21 protein-coding genes are annotated in these 24406 nt (G+C 59.6%); 8 read left to right on the top strand and 13 right to left on the bottom strand.

What is annotated here, in order from left to right; genetic code table 11:
- Positions 1-16: 16 nt before the first annotated feature.
- From RS897_RS15865 to RS897_RS15850, 4 genes are all read right to left on the bottom strand, one after another.
- The gene (locus tag RS897_RS15865; protein WP_315837468.1) at positions 17-1081 is read right to left on the bottom strand and encodes a Gfo/Idh/MocA family protein; all 1065 of its coding nucleotides are present in this window, start codon (positions 1079-1081) and stop codon (positions 17-19) included.
- Between the two features lie 20 nt (positions 1082-1101).
- Positions 1102-3642 carry a branched-chain amino acid ABC transporter ATP-binding protein/permease gene (locus RS897_RS15860; protein ID WP_315837467.1) on the bottom strand — a complete coding sequence of 847 codons (2541 nt, stop codon included), beginning with the start codon at positions 3640-3642 and terminating at the stop codon, positions 1102-1104.
- Positions 3639-4508, bottom strand: a complete 870-nt coding sequence (locus tag RS897_RS15855) for a branched-chain amino acid ABC transporter permease (protein ID WP_315837466.1) — start codon at positions 4506-4508, stop codon at positions 3639-3641. Before RS897_RS15855 ends, RS897_RS15860 begins: the two co-directional genes overlap by 4 nt.
- Positions 4509-4575: 67 nt before the next feature.
- On the bottom strand, positions 4576-5862 hold the full coding sequence (locus RS897_RS15850; RefSeq protein ID WP_315837465.1) for an ABC transporter substrate-binding protein: 1287 nt from the start codon (positions 5860-5862) through the stop codon (positions 4576-4578).
- 257 nt (positions 5863-6119) lie between these two features.
- Between RS897_RS15850 and RS897_RS15845 the strand changes: the two genes are divergently transcribed.
- Positions 6120-6950, top strand: a complete 831-nt coding sequence (locus RS897_RS15845) for an alpha/beta fold hydrolase (RefSeq protein ID WP_315837464.1) — start codon at positions 6120-6122, stop codon at positions 6948-6950.
- A 553-nt stretch (positions 6951-7503) separates the two neighbouring features.
- On the opposite strand, the gene RS897_RS15840 is transcribed toward RS897_RS15845, so the two are convergent.
- The gene (locus RS897_RS15840; RefSeq protein WP_315837463.1) at positions 7504-7707 is read right to left on the bottom strand and encodes a hypothetical protein; all 204 of its coding nucleotides are present in this window, start codon (positions 7705-7707) and stop codon (positions 7504-7506) included.
- 23 nt (positions 7708-7730) lie between these two features.
- Here RS897_RS15840 and RS897_RS15835 point away from each other — a divergent pair, with 23 nt between their 5' ends.
- Positions 7731-8681, top strand: a complete 951-nt coding sequence (locus tag RS897_RS15835; RefSeq protein WP_315837462.1) for an AMP-binding protein — start codon at positions 7731-7733, stop codon at positions 8679-8681.
- A 97-nt stretch (positions 8682-8778) separates the two neighbouring features.
- Here the strand turns inward: RS897_RS15835 and RS897_RS15830 are convergent, their stop codons facing one another.
- Positions 8779-9981 (bottom strand): ABC transporter substrate-binding protein, encoded by a 1203-nt coding sequence (locus tag RS897_RS15830; RefSeq protein ID WP_315837461.1) that lies wholly within the window; start codon positions 9979-9981, stop codon positions 8779-8781.
- A gap of 294 nt (positions 9982-10275) precedes the next feature.
- Here RS897_RS15830 and RS897_RS15825 point away from each other — a divergent pair, with 294 nt between their 5' ends.
- Positions 10276-11829, top strand: coding sequence for a class I adenylate-forming enzyme family protein (locus tag RS897_RS15825; protein WP_315837460.1), 1554 nt, complete (start codon positions 10276-10278; stop codon positions 11827-11829).
- Positions 11830-11920: 91 nt separating this feature from the next.
- Complete coding sequence (locus tag RS897_RS15820; protein ID WP_315837459.1) at positions 11921-12886, top strand: IS481 family transposase; 966 nt, start codon at positions 11921-11923, stop codon at positions 12884-12886.
- A gap of 298 nt (positions 12887-13184) precedes the next feature.
- On the opposite strand, the gene RS897_RS15815 is transcribed toward RS897_RS15820, so the two are convergent.
- Positions 13185-13982, bottom strand: a complete 798-nt coding sequence (locus RS897_RS15815; protein WP_315837458.1) for an SDR family NAD(P)-dependent oxidoreductase — start codon at positions 13980-13982, stop codon at positions 13185-13187.
- Complete coding sequence (locus RS897_RS15810) at positions 13975-15189, bottom strand: acyl-CoA dehydrogenase family protein (protein WP_315837457.1); 1215 nt, start codon at positions 15187-15189, stop codon at positions 13975-13977. The genes RS897_RS15815 and RS897_RS15810 overlap by 8 nt, the downstream gene beginning before the upstream one ends.
- 130 nt (positions 15190-15319) lie before the next feature.
- Here RS897_RS15810 and RS897_RS15805 point away from each other — a divergent pair, with 130 nt between their 5' ends.
- Both RS897_RS15805 and RS897_RS15800 read left to right on the top strand, forming a co-directional pair.
- The gene (locus RS897_RS15805; RefSeq protein ID WP_315837456.1) at positions 15320-16123 is read left to right on the top strand and encodes a glucose 1-dehydrogenase; all 804 of its coding nucleotides are present in this window, start codon (positions 15320-15322) and stop codon (positions 16121-16123) included.
- A 189-nt stretch (positions 16124-16312) separates the two neighbouring features.
- A complete protein-coding gene (locus RS897_RS15800; protein ID WP_315837455.1) occupies positions 16313-17101 on the top strand; it encodes an SDR family NAD(P)-dependent oxidoreductase in 789 nt (262 codons plus the stop codon).
- 44 nt (positions 17102-17145) lie between these two features.
- Here RS897_RS15800 and RS897_RS15795 read toward each other — a convergent pair whose 3' ends face one another.
- The 5 genes from RS897_RS15795 to RS897_RS15775 all read right to left on the bottom strand — a co-directional run bounded on the left by RS897_RS15795 (position 17146) and on the right by RS897_RS15775 (position 22270).
- Positions 17146-17796: a TetR/AcrR family transcriptional regulator gene (locus RS897_RS15795; protein ID WP_315837454.1), complete on the bottom strand. Its 651-nt coding sequence runs from the start codon at positions 17794-17796 to the stop codon at positions 17146-17148.
- Between the two features lie 215 nt (positions 17797-18011).
- The gene (locus tag RS897_RS15790; RefSeq protein ID WP_315837453.1) at positions 18012-18959 is read right to left on the bottom strand and encodes an NAD(P)H-dependent flavin oxidoreductase; all 948 of its coding nucleotides are present in this window, start codon (positions 18957-18959) and stop codon (positions 18012-18014) included.
- Positions 18956-20188: a thiolase family protein gene (locus tag RS897_RS15785; RefSeq protein ID WP_315837452.1), complete on the bottom strand. Its 1233-nt coding sequence runs from the start codon at positions 20186-20188 to the stop codon at positions 18956-18958. Before RS897_RS15785 ends, RS897_RS15790 begins: the two co-directional genes overlap by 4 nt.
- A 34-nt stretch (positions 20189-20222) precedes the next feature.
- Positions 20223-21014: an enoyl-CoA hydratase/isomerase family protein gene (locus RS897_RS15780; RefSeq protein ID WP_315837451.1), complete on the bottom strand. Its 792-nt coding sequence runs from the start codon at positions 21012-21014 to the stop codon at positions 20223-20225.
- Between the two features lie 53 nt (positions 21015-21067).
- Positions 21068-22270, bottom strand: coding sequence for an acyl-CoA dehydrogenase family protein (locus RS897_RS15775; protein WP_315838656.1), 1203 nt, complete (start codon positions 22268-22270; stop codon positions 21068-21070).
- A 194-nt stretch (positions 22271-22464) separates the two neighbouring features.
- On the opposite strand from RS897_RS15775, the gene RS897_RS15770 reads away from it, so the two are divergent.
- On the top strand, positions 22465-23580 hold the full coding sequence (locus tag RS897_RS15770) for a CaiB/BaiF CoA transferase family protein (RefSeq protein ID WP_315837450.1): 1116 nt from the start codon (positions 22465-22467) through the stop codon (positions 23578-23580).
- Between the two features lie 22 nt (positions 23581-23602).
- Positions 23603-24403, top strand: coding sequence for an MBL fold metallo-hydrolase (locus RS897_RS15765; protein ID WP_315837449.1), 801 nt, complete (start codon positions 23603-23605; stop codon positions 24401-24403).
- The last annotated feature ends 3 nt before the right edge of the window (positions 24404-24406 follow it).

Genomic DNA, 24406 nt, shown 5'->3' with positions numbered 1-24406 from the left:
GATAGCCGGCGCGCGTCTATTCGCTCAGCATGATCGTTTGACCGGTGGCTGCCGCTTCCTTGACCGCAAGGGTCGCCTGCAGCGTACGCACTCCATCCTTGCCTGACACCAGCGGTGCCTCTTCGCGACGGATGACGCGGGCGAAATGCTCGACCTGGCGCAGATAGGTGTCGGCGCTTTCGGCGGCCAGCACTTCGGCGTTGAGATCGCTGCGCCACCCCGGCTCGGCGACCCCGCGATAATGATAGTGTTGCAATGTCGGCAGCGTCAGGGAACCCTCCGTTCCCGAGAAAACATGTGTGCTGACCTTCTGCCGCTTCATTCGATCGGACGTTTCCAGCATCAGGTCGAATTCGCCGGAAGTCAGGTCCCAAGAGAACGGCGAGACCGCAGTGTCCGAAACGCTGATCGTGCCGATGGCGCCGCTGTGGAAGCGCAACAGCACCGCGGCAGTGTCCTCGACCGCAAATCCACGCACGGCGTTGGAGCTGACCGCCTGGAGCGAGTGGATCTCGCCGAACATGAAGCGGATCAGGTCAATCTCGTGAATCAGATTGATCAGGATGGGTCCGCCGCCGACCTGCCGTCGCCAATCGAGGTCAAAATAGCTCGCCGTCTTGAGCTGGTTGTACATGACCGTAGCCGTCACTGGCCGCCCGATGAGCCCGTCATGAATACCCCGGCGCACACGCTGGATGGCAGCATTGTGGCGACGATGGTGACCGACCAACAGGGGCACATCACGTGCCTCGGCTGCCTTGCACATCACGCGCGCGTCCTCGACTGAATCGGCCACCGGCTTTTCGACCAACACCGCGATATTTCGCTCGATACAGGCGAGCGCCACCGGTACATGCTGTGCGTTCGGCACGGCGACGATGACCCCGTCGAGCGTCTCATTTTCCAGCATTTCGCAGTAGTCGGCGTAGGCCGGGATGTCCTCGGAGCGCGCAAAATCCAGCGCCGAAGGCGTGGGATCGGCGACCGCGATCAACGTCGTCTGCGACGACTCGCGGATGACCTTCCAATGCGCCTTGCCGATCGTGCCGAGGCCGATGATACCGATACGTGCTGAAGCCACCCGAATTTCCCTTTGTCTGATTACGCGATTGCCTGTTCGGCGAAGGAGGCCGACGCCTCGTCTTGAACCACACCGAGCAGCCGGGCCTGGAGTGCGTGGTCTTCTCCGAGCGTGCGTGCCTCGCCTTCGAATGCGACCGCCCCATTGACGAGCACGCAGGCCCGGTCCGCGATGGTCAGGACGGTCTCGGCGTGGTGTTCCACGACGATCATCGCGACCTTGCCGCGCAGCTTGACGAGCGCCTCCATCACCTCGTTGACCACTGCCGGCGCGAGGCCTTCGAACGGTTCGTCGAGCAGGATCAGCTTGCTGGGCACGACGAGCGCGCGGGCAATGGCCACCATCTGTCGTTCGCCGCCGGACAGGTTCTCCGCCCTCGCCTTCTGGCGCGTCTGGAGACGGGGGAAAAGCTCGAACACTTCCGCAATGCTGATGCCGCCCGAACGCGCCGCGAGTTGAAGGTTTTCCATGACCGTGAGATTTGGAAACAGGCGGCGGCCTTCCGGCACCAACGAGATGCCCAGCCTGTTTATTTGATACGGCTTGAGTCCGTTCAGCGAGACGCCGTTGAACGTGATGGCACCCGCGCTCAAGGGCAGGCTGCCGGTAAGCGCCTTGAGCATCGTGGTTTTGCCGACGCCGTTGCGGCCGAGCAGCGCGACCGCCTCACCTTCATGCACGGTGAGGTTCACTCCCGCGAGCACCGTACTGCCGGAATAGCCGACCGCCATGGCCCGTGCGTCGAGCAGCGGACGCCGTGAGGCATGGGCCAACCGCTCAACCGCCGGCGGCATATGCCGCCCGCTTGTCTTGCTGGCGCCCAGATAGGCCGCGATCACTTGCGGATTTGAGGCGACCTCGGCCGGCTTCCCATCGGCGATGATGCGCCCCTGATGCAAAACGGAGATACGGTCGGAGATGGCCAGGACGCGGTCGATGTCGTGTTCGATGAGCAGCACGGCGTGTTTCTCGGCAAGCCGCCTGATCAAATCGGCGACCACGACCCGATCCGCCTCCGCAAGACCGGCGAGAGGTTCGTCAAGCAGCAGCAGCTTGGAGTCGATCGCAAGCGTGACTGCGATCTCCAGCAGGCGCTTGGCGCCATGGGGGAGATTGACGCAGGGGTCCGCTGCCCGGTCGGCGAGGCCGACCGCATCGAGGATAGACCAGGCTCTGTCGTTTATCGCTGTCAGGCCATGGGCGTCGAAAAACAATCCGTTCGCGCCGTGACGCTGCGCCTGCACGGCCACCCGCACGTTTTCAAATACAGTCAGGTTGGGGAAGATCGAGAGGATCTGGAACGAACGGCAGATGCCGAGACGCGCCCGCGCGTGGATCGGCAGCTTCGTGATGTCCTTGCCTTCGAATAAAATCTGGCCGCCACTCACCGGCAGAACGCCGGTCAGCATGTTATAGAAGGTCGTCTTGCCGGCCCCGTTCGGACCGATGATGCTGTGGAGCACGAAGGGGCGAACCTCAAGATCGATTTCCTTCGCCGTGACTAGGCTGCCGAAACTCTTGGAGAGCTTGCGGGTTTCGAGGATCGGCTTGGCCGGGTCGATCGCAAGGGCCGCGCTTTCATAGGGCTTGATGGCGTGAGGACGGGGAGGAATGGTGTTGTTGGTCAATGTCCAACGCTCGCGCCGTACCATTCGCTGCGCCAAACCCTGGATTCCTTCGGGCGACAGCAACGCGAAGAAAATCAGTATCGGCGCGAAGATCAGCCACCAGTTCTCGGTGAATGCGGACAGGCGGTTTTCCAGAATAATGAAAGCGATAGCGCCCCAGAGCGGGCCAAGAAAATGGTGGACGCCGCCGAGGACGGTCATCAACAGGCTGTCGCCTGCGTGCTGCCAGCTCAGATTATCGGCATAGACGCCTTGCAGCATCAGGGTCAGGAGAGCGCCGGCGTAGCCGACGACTGCAGCCATCAGCGTGAACGAGCCGAGACGGACGAGGTAGACATTGTAGCCGAGGCTGCTCGCGCGCTGTTCGTTGTCCCGTACGGCCTGGAGTACGCGGCCGAAAGGCGCATGCGCCAGCCGCCACATCAGCCACATGGCAAGCACCACCGTCACGACCACGAAGAAATGGAACGAGGTGTCGCTGGCGAAATTCGGACGGGGAACGCCCTGAATGCCGTTCTCGCCGCCGGTGACCGAAGTCCATTTGAACGCAACTTCGAAGGCAATTTGCGAGAAGGCGAGCGTCAACAACGAGAAATACAGACCTTTGCGGCGCAGGATGATCGCCCCGATGGCCAGACCCAGCAGGATCGAGAAAGCGATCGACAGCGCCAGCGCGGCAAACTCGTTGCCGATCCCGCCGAGCAGGAAGAACGCCGCCGCATAGCTCGCGCAGCCGAAGAACACGGATGCACCGAACGGCACGAGGCCGGTGTAGCCGACGAGCAGGTTCACCCCTGCGCCATACAGCGTATAAATCGCGATCTGCGTGACAAGTGAAACAGGCGCGCCGAGCGCGAACCAGAGGGCGCTCAATACGTTGAGGACGACGGCAACCCAGAGAACGGGATGCCGTAGCAGCGACCGGACTTTCATTCGAACCTCTCCCACCGCTCGCCGAAGAGGCCACGCGGACGCACCAGTAGGATGATCGCCATCAGGATGTACATGGCGGCGCTGGACCAATCGGGATGAAACTGGATCGTCATCGACGTCACGATGCCGACCAGGACGCCAGCAATGATCGCGCCGGCATAGGACCCGAGACCCCCGATAGTGACGATCACGAAAGCTGGCATGATCGCACCCGCCGCCATCGACGGATTCACCGTCCAGAGCGGGCCCGCGAGCAGGCCGGCGAGGCCGGCGAGCAGGCAGCCGATGCCGAAAACGCCGCTGAGCACGATCGGGAGGTTGATGCCGAGAAGACCCACCATCTCCGCGTCGCGCGAGCCGGCGCGAATGATCCGCCCGAACGGCGTGTATTCAAGAAAACTCCAGAATACGAAAAGCGCGAAGACCGTAACGGCGAGAACGGTGATGCGGTACTTGGTGATCAGGATCGGTCCGTATTCCACGAACCCCGATAGGAATTTGGGCGGACTGAAAGGGAGCGGTGCGGCACCGAACGCGAGGCGAAGCATCGCCTCGATGAACAACGCCAGCGCAAAGGTGAGAATCAGGCCAAGCAGCGGTTCCTTTCCGTAGAGCCGGCGTATGAGTACCATCTCGACAATGACGCCGATGAGGCCGGTGATGATCGGCGCGAGTAGCACCGCGCCCCAGCCAAACTCGCGGTTCAACATCAGCGCGAGGTACGCTCCGATGGCGAAAAACGCGCCATGAGCGAAATTCACGATGCCGAGCATTCCAAAAATGACGGACAAGCCCACGGCGATCAGAACGTAGAGAAAACCCAGCACCAGGCCGTTCACGGCCTGGGATATGATCATGTCGAGCATGAAGCACTCCCGATCGAACGGAGCCGCATTCCCGGGAAATGCGAGGCCGCGTCACCCGTGATTATTTTCAGAGCGCGTCCATCTTGCATGCGCTTTGGGTTTCCGCGCCGAAGACCTTTTCGATTTCAGCATGCGTCGAAGGTGTTTCGGCGAGAATGTCGAAATAGTCCCACTTGTCGGAGATCTTTGGCTTGATACCAACGACAAGCATGCGGTTGACCATCTGGTGGTCGAAGGCACGATAACCCGCCTTGACGCCACCGCGCTGAACTCCCCAATTTTCGAGCGCATTGACGATCGCGCCAGGCTCCGTCGATTTCGTAGTCTCGATCGAGTCGAGCAACGCCTTCATCCCCATCCAGCCCATCCATGCCTTGTCGGCCGCCGGGCGCTTGTATTTCTGCTCGTAGGTCGACGCCATCGCCTGCTCTTCCGGGGTGTTGTTGGGGTTCTTGTAGTACCAATTGAGCGTGAACAGGCCGTCGGCCGCTTCGGGACCCACGCCCCAGAGATCAGTGGCGCCGACGGCTATTTCCGCGAACGGAATCTTGCCCTTCATGCCGAGTTCGTTCCACTGCTTCAGAAACGTCGAAATATCGCTCCCCGCCAGCCCGCCCACCACGACGTCCGGCTTGGCGGCGCGGATCTTAAGAATGAAAGAACTGTAGTCGGCAGTATTGAGCGGCACTTCATCGGCACCGACGAGTGTGCCTCCATTGGCCGCGCTGAATTGAGTGAATTCGCGCTTGATATCCTGCCCGAAAGCGAACGCCGCAGTGATGAGATACCATTTCTTGCCAAGACCCGCACAATACGGCGCGAGAACACGCGTATGGGCATCGGCCGGCGGTTGAAGACGGAAGGTATACTTGTTGCAAAGCCGACCTGTGAGGTCGATCGCCCCGGCATTGGGGGCGACGAATGGGAGTTTTGCCTTCTTCACGACTGCCGAGATTGCCAGCGCGCTCGAGCTCAGCGAGCCTCCAACGAGGCCGACGACCTTGTGTTCACCGATCAGGCGCTCCGCATTCTGCTGAGCGGCCTGCGACGTCGGCTCATCCAGCCAAACGACCTCCGCCTGCCGACCCAGAACCGTGTTGTTACGAAGCTCGAGCGCTAACAGGCTGCCCTGCGCCATATACTCCGCTTGATCGGCCACCGCGCCTGTCTTCGCGTAGATCATGCCAATCTTGATCGGCTCGGAGGCGGCGGCATTCCCGAAATAGGGCATGCCGAGCTTCGACCCGGCTGCCTGCGCCACCACAAGGCCACTCGCGCCGCCGATCAATGCACGGCGACTTATCTTGCCCGCATGGCGCGATGAATTAGACGACATAGCTTCCTCCCTCGACATTCGGTTTCTGGCTCTCAAGAGCTCTTCAATTTCGGGCGCCAATTCAGTGGCGACAAAGTACGTTCTTGCCTGTGAACTAGTTCTTCTATATGTACGGTCTCGGCAGGATGTCAATGGCCTCCTGAGTGAGCCTCTACCTTCCGGCCAAACGTTGCATTTATAGATCGTTTGGTCTATATGTATATATATTTGTGACCCGACAAGCATTGCCGCCGAAGCCGCGCGGACGAGTGCATCAATAGTACGGAGGAATGCGCATGCATCGCAGACAGTTTATCGGCGGCGCGATCGCAGGAGCGGCGGCCGCTGGATCCGCGCTCGCGAGCACGGAGGCTGCACAAGGCGCCGAAACCAAATCGCCACTAACCTTCGTACTTGTGCATGGGGCCTGGCATGGAGGTTGGTGCTATCGCGACGTCGCCAACGCACTCCGGGCCGCCGGACACACGGTGTTTACTCCCACTCATACCGGCTTGGGTGAACGTTCTCATCTGAGCAGCGAAAGCATCACACTCGAGACACATATCCGGGACGTGTGCGGCTGCATCGAAGCGGAAGAACTCTCCAATGTGATCCTTTGCGGCCACTCTTATGGGGGCATGGTGATAACCGGCGTCGCCGATCGAATGAGCTCGCGGATTCGAACGCTGGTGTACCTCGACGCCTTCGTTCCGGAGCACGGGCAATCCCTGAACAAATGCCTTGAACTCGCCTTGTCACCGGAAAACGCCAAGGCGTTAGTCGACGGGTTTCGGGGAAGCGCCGTGAAGGGCAATAGCGGCCTGATGGCTGCACTGCCGGCCGAAGCTTTCAAGGTCATCGAAGACAAGCGTGCGTGGGTTGATCGGCGGTGCGGCCCGCAATCACTTGCGACATTCGAGACGCCAGTTCTACTTACCGGAGCCGGCTCGGCAATCAAGGAGCGCGTGTTTATCCTCGCCGACGGCTGGGATCCAAGCCCGTTCCGTTACTACGCCGCAAAGGTAACCGGGCTGCTAGGTTGGCGCGTTACCAAGATGTCATGCGGCCATGACATCATGGTGGACCTGCCGCTTGAACTTGCCCGCGAACTCGGAAGGCTGGCATAGAGTTGTGCTGCCGTCGTGCTTTGCACAAATGGGTACGAACTTTCGGTATCTCCAATGCTGTCAAATCAAGTTCTGCGAGTAGCTCCTCTAGTCGTTAAACCGTCTCCCGCTTTCCTTGAACGGACCCTTACCGTAGGCAGCGCGGTATTGAAGCACGCTTAGCAGTTCAACAAGCTCCGCTTCGGATCGAACAGCCACCGAATATCTTGGCGTTGTGAGTTCTGACGGCTGTTGCGGCGTTCTGAAACACCCACGCAGTCGCTAGATCGACGTCACGGCCGAATTCTTCAGCCGACGTGCTTTTCGTCGATCCCACTGAGATTCGTTGCGGCCCGGTGAAGGGCGGGCATGAGTGCAACTCGCTCGCGCGTGCCAATCCCTGTGAGGGCGACATTGACCACTTAACTGCGCTCGAACTCGGCTGACGCGCGCCGGAAGCCATTGAGGCGGCAGACGTTGTCTACACGCGTGTTTGCGGATTGCGGCCAGCCGGCGGTAACCAGCGACTAATCTGGCACGAGGGATTTGGGACGGCGTACATCCGAACCTTCGGCTATTTCATCAGAGGGCACTCGCTGCGGGCGGCCGGGAAGGCTTGTGCGCCAGGCAATCTGTTGAGCACGAGATAATTGTCCCAGCGGTGCTTTGATTGCGCCGGGCTCTTAACCTGAAATAGGTAGAAGTCGCGAACGACGCGGCCATCTGCCCGGAGCACCACTTTGTCCGAATAGAAGTCTTCGATCGGCGTGGCCTTCATCGGTCGCTTTTGCATCGTTCGGCATGCTGGCCGATCTTGACCTTCCGTCAACACCACGTTACCTCGCCATCGCTCCCAACAGTCACGCCGGTGGAACGATGCTTTTACCGACATGGCGCCGTGGCGGCACTGTCCATCTTGCCGGCGCTTTTGATCCGCCGCAGATAATGAAACGGATTGCGCGCGAGGGAATCAACTTCACTTTTATTGTTCCGACGATGCTTTATGCGCTTCTTGATGAGCCATACCTGAACCAAGCCAACCTTTCGTCCCTTGAATACTTATTCTATGGGGCGGCCCCCGCCTCTCCCGCCCGCCTCATCGAGGCCATAGAGCGAATTGGTCCCGTGCTCGCGCAAGGCTACGGGCAAACAGAGTGCTTTCCGATATCCGTTCTCAGGCGACAGGATCACGATCCCCGTAATCCAGAGCTGCTTTCTTCCTGCGGAGTTCCAGTTGCTACCTGCGAGGTCAGACTTCTTGACAGCGACGGTAACGAGGTCGCGCACGGAGACGCTGGCGAGATCTGCGCACGGACTCCTGCAGCGATGGATGGCTATTGGAAACAGCCAGATTTAACGGCGGAAACGCTGGCCGGAGGCTGGGTACACACCGGTGACGTCGCACGAATGGACGAGCGGGGATATCTCTATATCGTCGATCGCAAGAAGGACCTGATCATATCTGGCGGATTCAACGTCTATCCTCGGGAAGTGGAGGATGCGCTCAGCGAACATGCCTCTGTCGCCGTAGCCGCAGTTGTCGGAGTTCCTGACGATCGTTGGGGTGAGGCCGTCGTCGCTGCCGTCGTCCTAAGGGACGGAAGCGCCGTCGACACGCAGTCATTGATCGACTACGTCAAACAGCGAAAAGGATCTGTGCTTGCGCCAAAGCGCATCACGATCCTTGAAAGGCTGCCCGTGACGGCGCTCGGCAAGATCGACAAGGTCGCACTGCGACGCAGTCTACGATAATTTCCCAACTCGCGTATTCGCGGATATTATGTGATCGGATCCGCTGAAGCCGACAAGAACATCGCCGGCTTCAGCCCTTCCGATACAGTCTTCAAGACTAACGCTTAACGAGCGGGCACAAACTCTGGTCGATCGGTACGTAAGCCTCTACGGCATCGACCTTCCCGAGCTTCTCATAAAGATCCCATGGGCCCTTGGATTCCGAGGGTGATTTGACTCGGAAGATATACATATCGCGCATAACCCGACCATCCGCACGCACGACCGCGCCCTTTGTATAAAAGTCCTCAACCGGGATCGACTTCATGGCGGCGGCGACCGCTCCTCCCTCAACCGTTCCCGTCTTGGCGACGCTCTTCAGATAGTGCAAGACTGAGCTATAGACCCCTGCTTGCATCATATTTGCGGGTGCGCCATGCCGATCCGTGAACCTCTTGTTCCAGGCACGTGTGTCGTCATCGCTGTCCCAATAGAAGCTTTCGGAGAGGATCGCGCCCTGCGCGGTCTCCAGCCCGAGAGCTTTCACGTCATTTAGCACCAAAATGAGGGCAACGACCTTTTGCCCGCTCTGGGGCAACCGAAATTCGTGTGCCTGCCTAAGCGACACGACCGTGTCGTTTCCGGCGTTCGCCAATGCCACTGCTTTGGCCTTTGAGCCTTGGGCTTGCAAAAGAAAAGATGAGAAATCCGCCGTGTTGATAGGATGCCGTACGGCTCCCACCACCTTCCCGTTGAGGCCTTCGATGGCGCGGGTCCCGAGCGTCTCAAAGGCCTTTCCGGATTCGCTATCGAGCGCGACAAAGAACCATGTATCGGCTCCCTGTCGAGTGATGAATTTAATTGATCCGTTGACGAGGGAATAAGTATCGTAAGCCCAGGCGGATGTGGTCTCCTGGCATGCCGCGCCCGTGAGGGTCGAGGTGGCGGCACCCGAGAATCCGGCGATCTTTTTCCGTTCGCCGGAGATTGCCGCAACAGCTAAGGCGACCGCTGAGTTCGGTACGTCGAATATCGCGTCGACCCCTTCGGCATCATACCAACGCTTGGCGATGCCAGAGCCGAGATCGGCCTTGTTCTGATGATCGGCTGACACGAACGAAATGGGCTTGCCCAGCACACTGCCCCCGAAGTCCTCGATTGCCATTTGGGCTGCGACCACGGAGCCCGGGCCTGTTATCGAAGCATAGGGGCCGGACATGTCGCTAAGAATTCCGATCTTTACACCGTCTTGGCCGGCGCACGCCGGTCTTACTAGTATCGCGAGCGCGATAAACACTCCAAGGCTCATACGGGCTTTCATTTAGCATCTCCTCCGGTTGTCGATAGGCTGTGTACGGCGGCTTTTGAGCGCGCTCATTTTTCTATTGGATCGTTGGCTAGGTGATTTTGTCCGATCCAGACCACAATTGATCTTGAAATACTATTTATTGACTCTATAGTCAATTGAAACAGCCGTCTGTTGTGGACTTTCGATGCAAGGACGGTTCGATGTGTCGTCGAGAATCCGGTTACGGCAGTCGCGACTCGGTCGTCAATGCCGGCCGATCTACCTTGACGTAACGCAAACATAAAAGAGCAATTGGGAGGAAGAGCAATGCTGCTCATCGATTTCTTCAAACAAGGCGTCGTCAAGTATCCGGGCCGCGTATGCGTGACCGATGGCGAACTTACATATACGTTCGCGGAGATTGACGCACACTGCGAAGCCGGCGCCCAAGCGTTACTGCGCGCCGGCGTCCTTCCTGGCGAGTCAATCGGCGTCGTGTCACCAAATCACCCCCACGTTCTTTCAAGTCAGTATTTGATCCAACGTGCTGGAACAGTCTGGGTACCTCTGAACTACAGAAATCCCACGGAGGAAAACGTCCGTCACGCCGTGAAGCTCGACTGCGTTTGGCTATTCTATCATTCAAGCCTTTCGGACCAGGCGACCGCACTACTAGAGCAGTCGCCGGCGATGAAGGGTGCCGTCTGCCTCGACAAGTCTGACGGCGACCGCCCCTATATCCTCGATTGGCTTTCGCAACCCGGCGAGCCCGTGGCCTTTCCCGACACGAGGATGGACGATGTTGTCTGCATACTCTCATCCGGTGGCACGACGGGCGCGTCCAAGGGTGTTGTCCATAACAGCCATTCCTTCGGCGTCATGACCGCGAGTTTCTATGCAACGATGCATTTAGACGCACCGCCGGTACATCTGGTCGTGGCGCCGCTGACCCATGCTGCCGGCGTCCTACACTGGGCGCTACTGCCGCTGGGAACGACCACTGTTATTCAAAACTCGACCGCCGCCAAAGATATTCTCACGAGTATCGAAAAGTACAAGATCTCGGTATTGTTTCTACCGCCGACGCTCATCTACATGCTCCTGTCGGAACCGGATTTGAAAAAGTACGATTATTCATCCTTGAGATATTTCATGTACGGTGCCGCACCGATGTCGGTAGAGAAGCTGCGGCTTGCGGCTGCCGCCTTCGGGGATGTTATGATGCAACTCTACGGGCAGACCGAATGCATGATGACTATGACGGTGCTGACCCGTGAAGATCATGTAGAAATCCTGTCTGATCCGGCACTCAATCACCGTATCGCCTCCGCAGGTCGCGCTGGACCATTCAGCCATGTCGAAATCATGGGTGAAGACGGAAAAATCATTTCCGATGGCACTCCCGGTGAAATTGTTTGCAGGAGCGGTTTGCTCATGGTCGGTTACTATAAGCAGCCGGACGAGACTGCGGCTTCACAACTAAATGGTTGGCATCGCTCGGGTGACGTGGGCTACAAGGACCCGGATGGTTACATTTATCTTACGGATCGCAAACGCGAATTGATTATCACGGGCGGCTTCAATGTTTTTCCCTCCGAAGTCGAACAGGCTTTGATGAGTCATCACATGGTCCAAGATTGCGCGGTGGTCGGTGCCCCTGATGAGAAATGGGGCGAGCGCATCGTCGCCGCGATCGAGGTCAGACGCGGGTGCATTCTAGACGTGGAGGAACTCATCGCGTTCTGCAAAGGAAGAATAGGTAGCGTAAAATCGCCGAAGCAGATCGAGATCTGGGACAAACTTCCTCGAAGCACCGTCGGAAAGATTTTGCGCCGTGAAGTACGTAGCAAGTACTGGGCTGAGAAAGTGCGCCAGATTTGATACTGCCCGACCGGTCCTCCTCTATGATTAGGTGTCTGGTCCCGGAGTGTGGGGGAATCAGCCAAGCTGATCCCTCATTCCGGGAGGAGTTATGGGACAGATACTTCACGGCAGCGCCACGACCACGCACGCCATCCGAGCGGCGATACAGCGATCGAAGGCTCCGCTCAAAGATCTAGCCGTGCAGCACGGCCTTAATCAGAAGACGGTCTCCAAGTGGCGCAAACGGACCTTTGTTCACGATGCTCCGATGGGTCCGAAGATTGTGCGTTCGACAGTTCTGACGGCAGAGGAGGAGGCGATGGTCGTTGCGTTCCGCAAGCACACGCTGCTGCCTCTCGATGACTGCCTCTACGCTCTGCAGGCGACCGTCCCCCATCTGACGCGGTCATCCTTGCACCGTTGCCTGCAACGCCATGGGATCAGCCGCCTGCCCGAGGTCGCCGGTGACAAGCCTGCCAAGCAGCCTTTCAAGGCCTATCCGATCGGCTACTTCCACATCGACATCGCCGAGGTCCGCACCGAGGAGGGCAAGCTCTACCTCTTCGTGGCTGTGGACCGCACCTCGAAGTACGCCTTCGCTCGGCTGATGCAGAAGGCGACCGTTGCCACCGCCAGGGCTTTCCTCAACGACCTGGTCAAGGCTGTCCCCTACAAAATCCACACCGTGCTCACGGACAACGGCATCCAATTCGCCGACCTGCCCAAGAACCGATCGGGCCCAACTGCCATGTGGCGCGGCCATCCTTTCGACCGCACCTGCAGGGGGCATGGCATCGAGCATCGTCTCACCAAGCCCAACCATCCCTGGACCAACGGTCAGGTCGAGAGGATGAACCGAACACTGAAGGAGGCAACCGTCCGGCGATACCATTATGAGACCAAGCGCCAACTCGAAGACCACCTCGGCGCCTTCCTGGACGGCTACAACTTCGCCAAGCGGTTGAAGACGCTACGCGGCCTCACACCCTACGAAGCCATCTGTACAGCTTGGGCAAACGAGCCAGACCGCTTCCGGCTCGATCCCATCCACTTGACCTCGGGACTGAACACCTAGTGACGTTGATAACCGGAAGATGATGACGTCGAAACCGTCGAAAAGCGTTTATTCGGCGCTTTCAGAACAAGCACGAGGCGGTCGGTGACTGGGGGCACTTGTGCCGGCACTAGGTCAATGCACGTAGTGCGACGAGCAATCGATAGCGGGAGTTGCGAGAGAGGCGAAGGCTTGCAATTTCTGACCCATATCCTCCCGAAGACCGCCTCGCACGAGCACAGATTGCTATTCGGCTCCAGGGTAGAAGCGTCATGAGAATGGGCTGATATTCCGTCTATGACCTTCCAGCGATGTTTAGCTAGTTTTTGGAACGGTACTTAGGTGAAGAATCCCGACCCGCCGCAAATCCTCCATCGACCACTATCGTCTGGCCGGTGATATAGGAGGCAGCGTCCGATGCCAGGAAGGCGATCACGGATGCCACTTCCTCCGGGTCAGCAAAGCGAGCCATCGGGACCGTGTCGAGAAGCGACTGTTTTAGTGTGTCGTTTCCTCGCATGCCATGGGTCATGTCTGTGGCGATGTATCCTGGCGCAACACCGTTCACACGGACCTGCCGGTCGGCCCATTCGATAGCGAGCGATCGGGTCATGGCATCCATGCCTCCCTTTGACGCCACATACGGCAGACCCCGCGTTACGCCGACGACAGCCGTCACGGATGAAACTGAAACAATGCTTCCGCCCCCATTCTTCAGCATATGCATGCTTCCGGCTTGCACCGCAAAAAAGGCTCCGCGCAGATTAACATTCATAAGCGTGTCCCACATTTCCGGAGTCACGTTTTCGGCACGTGTCCAGTATGGGCTGATTCCGGCGTTGGCGATCAGGATGTCGAGCGCGCCATGCCGGTTGGCAACCTCGTCGATAGCAACCTTTGACTGGGCTGGATCGGCAATGTCGAGCGCCATAGCCTCCGCCCTGGCGCCTAGGGCTACCGCCGCGTTTGCGACTTCGTTGGCCGTTTCGAGCGAACGGCCAGCGACAATTACCGTTGCCCCCGCACTCGCCAAGGCCAGTGCACTTGCCCTGCCGATGCCGCGCGTACCGCCGACTACCAGTGCAACTTTGCCCGCGCAACCGGCCATATCAAGCATTCCAGTCATAGCCGTTGAGAAACGCGTGCGCAGCAACCGCCATCTGAATAGTCGGAGGCCCCTCCTCTAGCCAGTTGAGACGCGCATCTCGATAGAGCCGCTCGACCGGATACTTGCGAGTATAGCCGATTCCGCCATGGACAAGGAGAGCTCGGTCTGTAACGCGCCCGACGGCCTCAAGTCCAAAAAGTTTGCACATCGAGGCCTCGGCCGGAATGCGCCGGCCTGCGTCCCACTTCGCGGTAGCGTCGTCGATCATTCCGCGTAGCGCGTAGATATCCGTGCCCATTTCCGCGATGTAGCGATGGATCGCCTGTCGCGAAGCGATGGGTTTGCCGAAAGTCACCCGCTTTTTTGCGAAGTCGAGCGATAGATCCAATGCGCGCTCGGCGGTGCCAAGCGAAGTGGCGGCGATAAACACCCGACTGATTTCGAGCACCTCCTCCATTTGGGTCAGGCCCTCGCCTTCCCTGCCGAGGATGTTGGTTACTGGCACACGGACGTTCACCAGATCGATTTGGCCGTGCTCGCCCCCCTTGCAACCCATCGTCTCGGGCAGCGGGGTAATCGTCAACCCCGGTGTGTTCCGTTCGACCAAGATGCTGCTGATCCCTTCCGCGCCTTTCGAGACGTCGGTCTTCGCAATGACCATGAAATGGGTAGCGAAGTCCGAATTGGTAATCAGCCATTTGCGGCCGTTGATGACGTAATCATTACCCTCGCGCACTGCCCGGGTCCCAATATCCGCCCCCGAACCAAAGTCAGGTTCGGTAAGACCGAACGCCACGGACTTCTTGCCTTTCGCCACTCCCGGCATGATTTCCTGAAGTTGCTCTTCCGAAGCGATTTCGAGCAGGCCGTGGCTTACGGAGTTGTGGACGTGCACGAGCACGCGAATGCCGCCCTGGATTTTTGAGAATTCAGCCAAGATGGGCATGTACTGCGACGTCGACAGTCCGATACCGCCGAATCGACGCGGAATCATCAGGCCGAACGCCCCCATCTTCAGCAGAAGCGGGTCAACGATTTCGTGCGGTACGTGCTCTTCGTTCTCGATTTGCTCTTCCAACGGGTCGAGATCTCGCCAGATGGCTTCGAATATATCGCGCTTGAATTCCTCATATTCCTTTTCCGGAAGGCCCGTCGTCTCGGGGCGGCTGCGCATTATCACACCGCCTGCCGATGCCGCCTGACTCGTTGCGCTCATTGCTGACTCCCTTGCCGCCGCGCCGACGCGAGGCTTCTTCGACACGAAGATAAATGCATCGCATGACTTCAAAGTCAAGTATATAAGTTTTGAAGTCAATTCGTGCATGGGATGAAAGGAGTATTTCCGCATGAGGCAGTTGGAAGGGAAAGTAGCGTTCGTGACGGGTGCCGCCTCGGGCATCGGCGCGGCATCCGCCGCCGCGCTGGCGCGCGAAGGCGCGGCCGTGGTCGTGTCCGACGTCGACGGCGTACGCGCCGAAGCACTGGTAGAGACATTGACCGGGTCCGGCAGCCGCGCCATGGCGCTCACCCAGGACGTGACCGACGAGGCAGGTTGGCCCGAAGCCGTGCGGGCCGTAGAGCGTCGATTTGGCCGCCTCGACGTTATGATTGCCAATGCGGGCGTGGCCGTGAAGGGCTTGGTCACGGAAATGTCGCTTAAGGCTTGGCGGCAGCAGACCGCGATCAACCTGGACGGCGTATTCCTGAGCGCGAAATATGCGATTCCGGCGATGAAACGATCCGGAGGCGGCAGCATCATCGTGATGTCGTCGGTTGCCGGATTGCGCGGATCGTCGGGCTTCTCCGGCTATTGCGCGTCGAAGGGCGGCGCCCGTCTCTTCGCTAAGGCGCTCGCGCTGGAATGCGCCGGCCTGGGCGACAATATCCGAGTCAACTCGATCCACCCCGGCGTCATCGACACGCCGCTGTGGGACACCATTCCGCTCGGTAAGGACGGCCTCGGGCGGCGCCACATCGACGCCGCCCGCATGGGACATAACGATGCTCCGATGGGGCGCGCAGGCACGGCGGACGAAGTCGCGTCATGCGTCGTTTTCCTGGCATCGGACTCATCAAGTTACATGACGGGGGCCGAGGTGGTACTCGATGGGGGCATTACCGCCGGCGCCATGCCACGCCGCAAGATATAGCGTCCGCGAAACTCTCTCAGTCAGGCGCTTGTTGAATTGACTTAGAAGTCAATTTATCGGATTGTTTGTTCATAGCGGCGTGGAGCGTGCTTCGGCAGCCAGGATCGGGAGGCGTCACCGCCGACCGCGAGCAGCGAGGACACAAGTGCTTCATACGCGCCGTGGCGACAGGTTCAACGGAGAAAGTTCATGGATGCACTTCTGGATTTAAAGGGACGGGTCGCGCTCGTGACGGGCGCAGGCCAAGGTGTGGGACGTCAGGTTGCACTCCACATGGCGGCCCACAACGCCGGTGGCATCGTGGTCAACGACTTCCACGCGGAACGAGCGAAGGCGGTGGCGGAAGAAATAGCCCACCTGCACGGCAACGCGCTGCCGGTTGCCTGCGATGTCACCGACTTTGGTGCGGTGACCGCCATGTTCCGAAAGGCCGAAAGCAAATTCGGCCGGATCGATATCCTCGTCAATAATGCGGGGAACGCGGGTCCGACGCAGGGGCTGGCGGACATAAAGCCGTTTTGGGAAACCGGTCCAGACGACTGGGCAAGCTGGCTGGGCACGAACCTGTACGGCGTGCTCAACTGCACGCGAGCGGCGATCCCAGGCATGCTGAGCCGCAATGAGGGGCGGGTCATCACGGTAATTTCCGATGCCGGCCGGGTCGGCGAACCGCACCTGGCCGTCTATTCGGGCGCTAAAGCAGGTGCCGCGGGCTTCATGCGCGGATTGGCAAAAGCGGTCGGACGCAACAATATCACGGCCAACTGCGTCGCGCTCGCAGGCGTCAATACGCCCGGCGTGGCGGGATTGGTGCCGGATGAAGACACGATGAAGAAGATACTGCGCTCCTATCTCATTCGCCGGTTGGGCGAGCCAAACGACGCGGCGAACATGATTCTATTCCTCGCTTCCGACGCGGCGAGCTGGGTCACCGGCCAGACCTACCCGGTCAACGGAGGCTATTCCGTTTCGGTCTAGCGGTGATTTGCTTAGCCTCTGGACAGGCCGCGGCGACTCCTCGATCAACGCACCTTGCGCGGCCGCCTGGAGGCCCCGCCTGACGAACTGGGCGGCGGATACAATCCATTCAAGAGAAGATCGACCATCCCATCGGCGATCTGCTGGTTGGTCAAGCGCCCCTGAGGCGAATACCAGCGGGGAATTGCATTGATCGCGCCCATGAAGGTGTAGACGGCCAGCTTGACATCCAAAACCCGCAGGCTGCCGTCGGCGGCTCCCTCCTCCATCATCGCGATGAAGCGCTGTTGATGGTCATCACGGCGAGCGACAATTATCTTGCGATGCGCTGGCGTCATTGCATCGATCTCGGTAATGACGCCACAGGCTCCCAATTCGTCGTGGAGCATCGCAATATAGTTGCGAAGCGTAATCCGCAGCTTTTCGGCGCCGTTCATGCCTGATTTCGCCGCTTCGAACGCCTTTTCGCCGATGTCGAGAGCCATCGTGCAGCACTGGAACAGGATCTCTTCCTTGTCCTTCGTGTAGTTGTATAAGGTACCCTTGGAAACATTCAGCGCCTTGGCTACGTCGTCTAACGACGCATTATGATAACCTCGGCGGCTAAAGATGCGTCCGGACTCGCGCACGACAGCCTCGCGCTTGAGCCCGCTGATTTCCTCGCTGGTGCGGAGTGAGTTTTTCCAGCGCGCCATAGACTGATATCCCTAGATCAACTGTTCTCTTCGCTTACGGCCGATAAGGCCGCATGCTGGTTTCAACAATGAAGTCATTATGATATATTCGGTATGCAACCATTTTCAATGGCTTTGCAGAATGACCCACAGCCCCTGCAACATGCAAGGACCGATAGAGCCGCCCCGAACAAACAGGCTCGGATTCGCCTTGCGAAGCGGCGCCGCGAATTGCGCTAGTGGCCTCGCGAGGCGCTTAGCCCATCCGCAAACTCTGTCCTCAGCCGGGAAACAATTTCGCGAATCGGCTCCGCTTCCCTTACGCCGCCCACGCCGTGTCCGGCTCCCCAGACGTCGCGCCAGGCGCGCTGGGAGTCATTGTTCGACGACATTTCGAACTTACCGGACGGCGGCTGCTTGCCATGCAATTCGGAGCGTTCGAGGCTCAAGCGCAGCATGTTCGCCGGCATACCCGAGACCTCGCTCGTGAGCACGATATCGTCCGCTCCGCTGTCGACCACCATCTGGCGGTACGTTTGATTTGCGTTGCTCTCTTCGGACGCGAGAAAGCGAGTTCCCATGTACGCGTAGTCGACTCCAAGCGCTTTGAGCGCGCCAACCTGACGGCCGTTGGACAATCCACCGGCCAGGGCGATCGGACCGTCGAAGAAGCATCGGACCTCGTCGACAAACGCAAAGGGATTTAGCCAGCCGGTGTGGCCTCCCGCGCCGGCGCAGAGCAGGACAAGCCCGTCCACGCCAGCCTTCGCCGCCCGAAGCGCATGCTTTATGCTGGCGACATCGGCGAATACGTGACCGCCGTAGCCCCTCACCTTGTCGACGACGCGTGCCGGATTGCCGACGCTCGAAATTACCAGCGGAACGCGGTGCTTCGCAACGACATCGAGATCGTCGTCGAACCGATCGTTGCTGCTATGAGCTATGATGTTCATCGCAAAAGGTGCGCGAATGCCCTCGCTCTGGCCGATTTGGCGCAGCCATTCGTCAAGAATCTCCGGAGTACGCGCGTTAAGCGTGGGCATCGAACCAATAACGCCCGCGCGACAGGCCTCAACCACGAGACCGACGGACGAAACGAGAAACATCGGTGCGACGATCACGGGAAGCGACATCCGACGATCAAGCGCGCCGACAAGCGAAGCATCTCCAAACTTCTTGTTCATCTGCCGAGCACCGTCACGACAGCCGCCGCCTCTTCCACGCCATGGAAGCCGCCCCCGTTTTCGGCGACGGCTATGCGGGCACCCTCTACCTGCCTTGCACCGGCTTCACCCCGCAGTTGCAGCGTCAGTTCGTGGATTTGACCCAAGCCCGTCGCCGCGATCGGGTGTCCCTTCGATATCAGGCCACCCGAGGGATTGATCGGGATACGTCCCCCAATCGACGTTTCTCCGCGCTCCGCGAGCCACCCGCCCTGCCCAAGTTCGCAGAAACCCAAATTTTCCGTTTGTATGATTTCCGCGAACGACGAGGCATCGTGAACCTCGGCCACGGAGACGTCCCCCGGGCCCACGCCAGCACGTTCATAGGCTTGATCAGCAGCCCGACGGCAGAGATGCTGGTCAAATCTCGACCATTCACGGTCGCTTCCGCTGACGAGGACCGAGGCCATCATTTTCACTGGCCTCGAATTCGGAAAACGGTCGAGCGCATCCTTGGTGCATATCAGCACGGCCGCAGCACCATCGCTGATGGGTGAGCACATTGGCAACGTTAGCGGCCACGAGATCAACGTTCCGGCGAGCACTTCCTCGATAGTCATGTCCGCCTGATACTGCGATAGCGGATTCATCGTGGAATGGTGATGATTCTTCGCTGCGACGGCCGCGATTTGACGCTCAGTCGTGCCGAAGCGCGCCATATGCCCCCTCGTCATCGAGGCATAGAGTTCCATAAACGGGCTCTTGACGCTCGTATCTTTGCCCGGCGGCGGGGGCATTCCGTCCCCGATCTGCGCGAGAGATCCGATGACCTCGTCGACCTTGTGCACATCCCAGGCACCGTCGAAGATGGCTGACGATTTCCGCTTGTCCTGCAAGTCGACCATCTTCTCGACGCCGATCGCCAGCGCCACGTCGGTAATGCCGGCCTTCAGGTAGGCCGCCGCCTGGTTGAGGGCTGTTGAGCCGCCAGCGCAGGCGTTTTCGACATTCACCATGGGAATGCCGGCGAACCCGAGGGGGCGCAGCGCCATCTGGCCTCGCACGGCATGCTGACCGTCCATGATCGCTTGCGTGCTGTTGGCGAAGAACGCTGCACCAACATCGAGCACCTGCGCTCCCGCATCCATCAGCGCTCGTCCAACAGCGGTCGCGACCATCGCTTTGATAGGCTGATCGACGAGCTTTCCGAAGGGCGTCATGCCGACGCCGACGATGTAGATTTCTTCCATTTGTACGTTCCTCCGACGGGCTGGTATGGGTCTCTCAGCGGCCTTGGAATTCCGGCCTACGTTTTTCGGAGAACGCGGCGATGCCCTCGTTCCGATCGAAGCTGTGCGCGTGAAGTTCGCTCACTAGCTGCTCGTGGGCGATGCCGTTTGCCGTCGACTTGTCGAAGCTTTCGAGCGCCATGGCTTTCATGCGGGCCAGGCCAAGCGGGCTTTTCGTCGCAAGCTTGACGACAAATTCTTCGACCGCCGGACGTAGGACTCCGTCGTCGAAGACGCGATTGACAAGACCCGCCGCGGCCATCTCGTCGGCCTGCAGCAGTTCGCCGCTGTAGAAGAGATACATTGCCCGATTGATTCCGATCTTCCGCGGGAGACGCACCGAAGCTCCCGCGCCGGGAACGAGACCGTAGTTGGAGTGACCGTCTCCCATCCTGGCCGAGCGTGCGGCGAATACGATGTCGCACCCCAGGAGCAGTTCCATACCACCGGCCGTTGCGATACCGTTCACTGCCGCGATGACCGGCTTGGGAAACGCTTCAATCCTGTCCACCATCGCGGCCGCCCTGGCGATGAAGTCTCGCGTCTCCGAAGTGCGCCTTTCGGGCGCTAGATCATTTACGAACTTGAGGTCGGCTCCGGCGCAAAAGGCGCGGCCGGCTCCCGTGAAGACGATCGCCTTCACTTCGCGATCACGCAGGGCAAGGTCCAACGCGACCGGAATTTCCTGTAGAATCGCGAGGCTCAGCGAATTCAGTTCGGCCGGACGATTGAGCGTGATCCACCCCGCCGCGCCACGCCGTTCATATTCTATGTCGGAGAAATTCAAAACATCGTCCTTTCTTGCACATGATCGGTGCACAAGCACACCGGTCCATCCCTTCAGCGCGGGCGATTGCCGTCGCCCGGCCCCGCTCCAGCGCAGTTGCTCGTCTGACCGCTGACGGACGTACGACCGTTCAAGTTTCGGGCGATGATGAGCCGCTGAATATCGTTCGTTCCTTCGTATATTTGGCAGACGCGGACATCGCGATAGATTCGCTCGACCGGGTAATCCGCGAGATATCCGTATCCACCGTGGATCTGGATAGCGTCGGAGCAAACGCGCTCCGCCATCTCACCCGCGAATAGTTTCGCCATCGATGCTTCCTTGACGCAATTTGCGCCCCGGTCGAGAAGACGAGCGGCATGATGGGTATATGCCCGCGCGACATCAATCCGAGTGGCCATGTCCGCCAGCCTGAACGCCACCGCTTGATGTTCAATGATCGGCTTACCGAATGCCTCGCGCTCGCGAGCATAGTCGAGCGCGCAATCAAAGGCGGCGCGAGCCATACCCACCGCTTGAGCCGCGACGGAGATTCGCCCGTCCGACAACAAGCCCATCGTTGCCGGCAAGCCCTGGCCATGTTCGCCCATCAGGGCGGTTTCCGGTACGAAGCAGTCGTGAAGCGCGATCTGCACTGTATCAGAAGTCCTCTGCCCCAGTTTCTGTTCCGTCTGACCGACGTCGAAACCCTTCGCGTCGGTCGGGGTGAGGAAGAGGGACATGCCGCGGTTGCCGCGTTCCGGATCGGTCACGGCGAGGATGATGGCGACGTTGGCGCGGCGCCCATTGGAGATGAACTGCTTCAGTCCGTCGAGCCGCCAGCCACCGTCCACCTTTCGCGCCCGCGTCTTGACCTTAGCGACGTCGGATCCCGCATGAGGCTCGGTCAGCGCAATGCAGCCGATCGCCTCGCCTGCGACCATGCGCGGCAGCCACCGCGACTTTTGATCCGCATCGCCCAAGCGAGCGAGAACGGCCGCCGCGCCGAGCGCATGAACGTGCATTAGCGTCGAGATCCCGCCGTTCCCCGCAGCGATCTCTTCGAGCGCGACCGCCCAAGTAAGATAGCCACCGCCCAGACCGCCATACTCCTGCGGGACAAGAATGCCGAACAATCCGAGATTCCCCATCTCGCGCAGCAAGTCCGGGGGAAAATCGCCAGTTCGGTCCCACTCGCGGCCGAAAGGCAACAAACGCTGTCTGGAGAAGCGCCGTGCCGCCTCCTGAATCATCTGATCGTCGTCGCTAAGCACCAGACGCTTCTCCCCTGAACGCAATCTGCGATCGGCCGCCGTCACGCAAACCGTTCTTTTGTGATCCACATAGTCATTATATTGACTTTCGATTCAGTTCTGTCAAGACTACGCATGGATGCCCGAGCACGGCGCGCGATCTCGGTTCAAGCCGGGCGAGCCGGCCAATGGGTCGACAAATGACCGGCGAGTATGGAATGGACATGACATCCATCTTCGAGAACATCAGGATACTTTCGCTCGCGGAGCAGTACCCCGGCCCCTATGCGACGATGCTCCTCGCCGACATGGGCGCCGACGTCATTCTCGTCGAACGTCCGAACGGCGGTGACCCTGCCCGGGCCTATCCTCCGTTCTTTCGCGCTCTCGCCCGCAACAAACGAAGCGTCTGCGTGGATCTGAAGAGCAAGCAGGGTCGCGAACAGTTGCTGTCGCTCGCCGCCAGCGCCGACGTAGTTCTCGAAGGCTTCCGGCCGGGAACTATGGATCGCCTTGGCGTAGGATACGGCACGATGAAGGCCGTCAATGAACGGCTAATTTACGTCTCGATCTCCGGTTTCGGACAAGCCGGCCCGTACCGCGATCGGACCGCGCACGATCTTTCCTATCTGGCGTTCGCCGGGCATTTGTTCGATAGGGCGACAGGCACCCGAGCAGATTTTCCGAACGTTTCCTACGGCGATCTAAGCAGCGCGATGTTCGCCGCCTTTTCGATCGCTTCGGCGCTTTTCGGACGCGAACGTACCGGCCGCGGCACCGAGATAGACGTCTCAATGACCGACGGCCTGATATCTTGGATGTCCACCTATGTGGCACCCGCGATGGACGGCGAGGTGCCGTTCGAAATTCTCGGCGAACCCGCGTACGGGGTCTTCGACGTGAAGGGTGGACGACGCATTACCCTCAGTATCGCGCACGAAGACCATTTCTGGCGCGCACTTTGCGCATTGCTGGACATGCCGGATGCCTCGGAACTGGTTCAAGCGGACCGGCTTCGCGAAAGGGACGTTCTTCGACGCCGCATCTCGAAAGCTCTTTCCGCCCATTCTCTCGATCACTGGCAACCGTTGTTGGATCGACATGCCGTACCTTGGTCGCCGCTGAACGCCCTTGCCGATGTCATCGACGACCCTCACGTGCGTTCCCGCAACCTCTTCCGCAAGCTGTCGCGGACGGACGGCACGACCGAGAACCATGTCATCCAACCGGTGCGCTTTAGCGCCTGGTCGACCGACATCCGACGCCCGACGCCCAAGCTCGGCGAGCATTCAAATGAGATTTTCCGCGACATCGAAACCGATTCGAAGCAATGAGGCCACGAAACGGGGCCCGTAGATGATGGAGGAAGACATGCATCGAAAAATACACCGCCTGCACGTGGGAGTTCTTGAAGTCGACGCCGGGGAGTTCGTGCAATACCGGGATCTGGGAAGCAAGATCCGGACGCCGGTCTATGCCTACCTGATCGAAGGAGGCGGAGCTGAGCCGGTACTTGTAGACACGGGCGCCGGCGACGCCGCGATGATCAGCGCGGAGCTCGATCGATTCGGCCTCGCCGCGGCAGATATCCCCACGGTGATCTTCACCCATCTTCACTTTGATCACGTCGGTGGCGCCGCCGTCTTTCCAACCACGACCAAGTTCGCGGTCAACCGGCGCGAGCTCGAATTTGCTGCCAGCGGCATGATGCGACAGGACTACCGATTGGCCCACATCGAGCTTCTTCTCGAACGGGTCCATACGCCAGGTGCGATGTGGCTTCTCGATTTTCAGGGCTTTGAGCGCCAGCGGATCCTGCCGGGCATCTGCGTAGCTCAGGCGGGCGGCCACACGGAAGGATCGATAAACGTGTTTGTCGACACCGCAGACGGCATTGCCTGCCTTTGTGGAGACGTCATTCAGGACGTGCACATGCAGGTCATTGCCCCGCCGTTCCAGACCAACCATCGCGAGCCGCGCATGGCGGACAACAGCGGCGCGAGCCAAGCCGCCGACCGAGCCGCCATGAAGGCGGTGCTCGGTCAAGCGCGCTGGCTGTTGCCCGCGCACGACGACGGTTTTGCCGTCGAAGACGGGCGCGTGACTGGCCGCCTTTCAAGCTCAAAAACGCCGGGGCCCGTAGAGGCGCTGCAGTAACCA

The organism is Bradyrhizobium prioriisuperbiae, assembly GCF_032397745.1.
GTDB lineage: Bacteria > Pseudomonadota > Alphaproteobacteria > Rhizobiales > Xanthobacteraceae > Bradyrhizobium_A > Bradyrhizobium_A prioriisuperbiae.
Note: the sequence above shows the minus strand (reverse complement) of the source record. Positions and strands in the feature narration are given on the sequence as shown.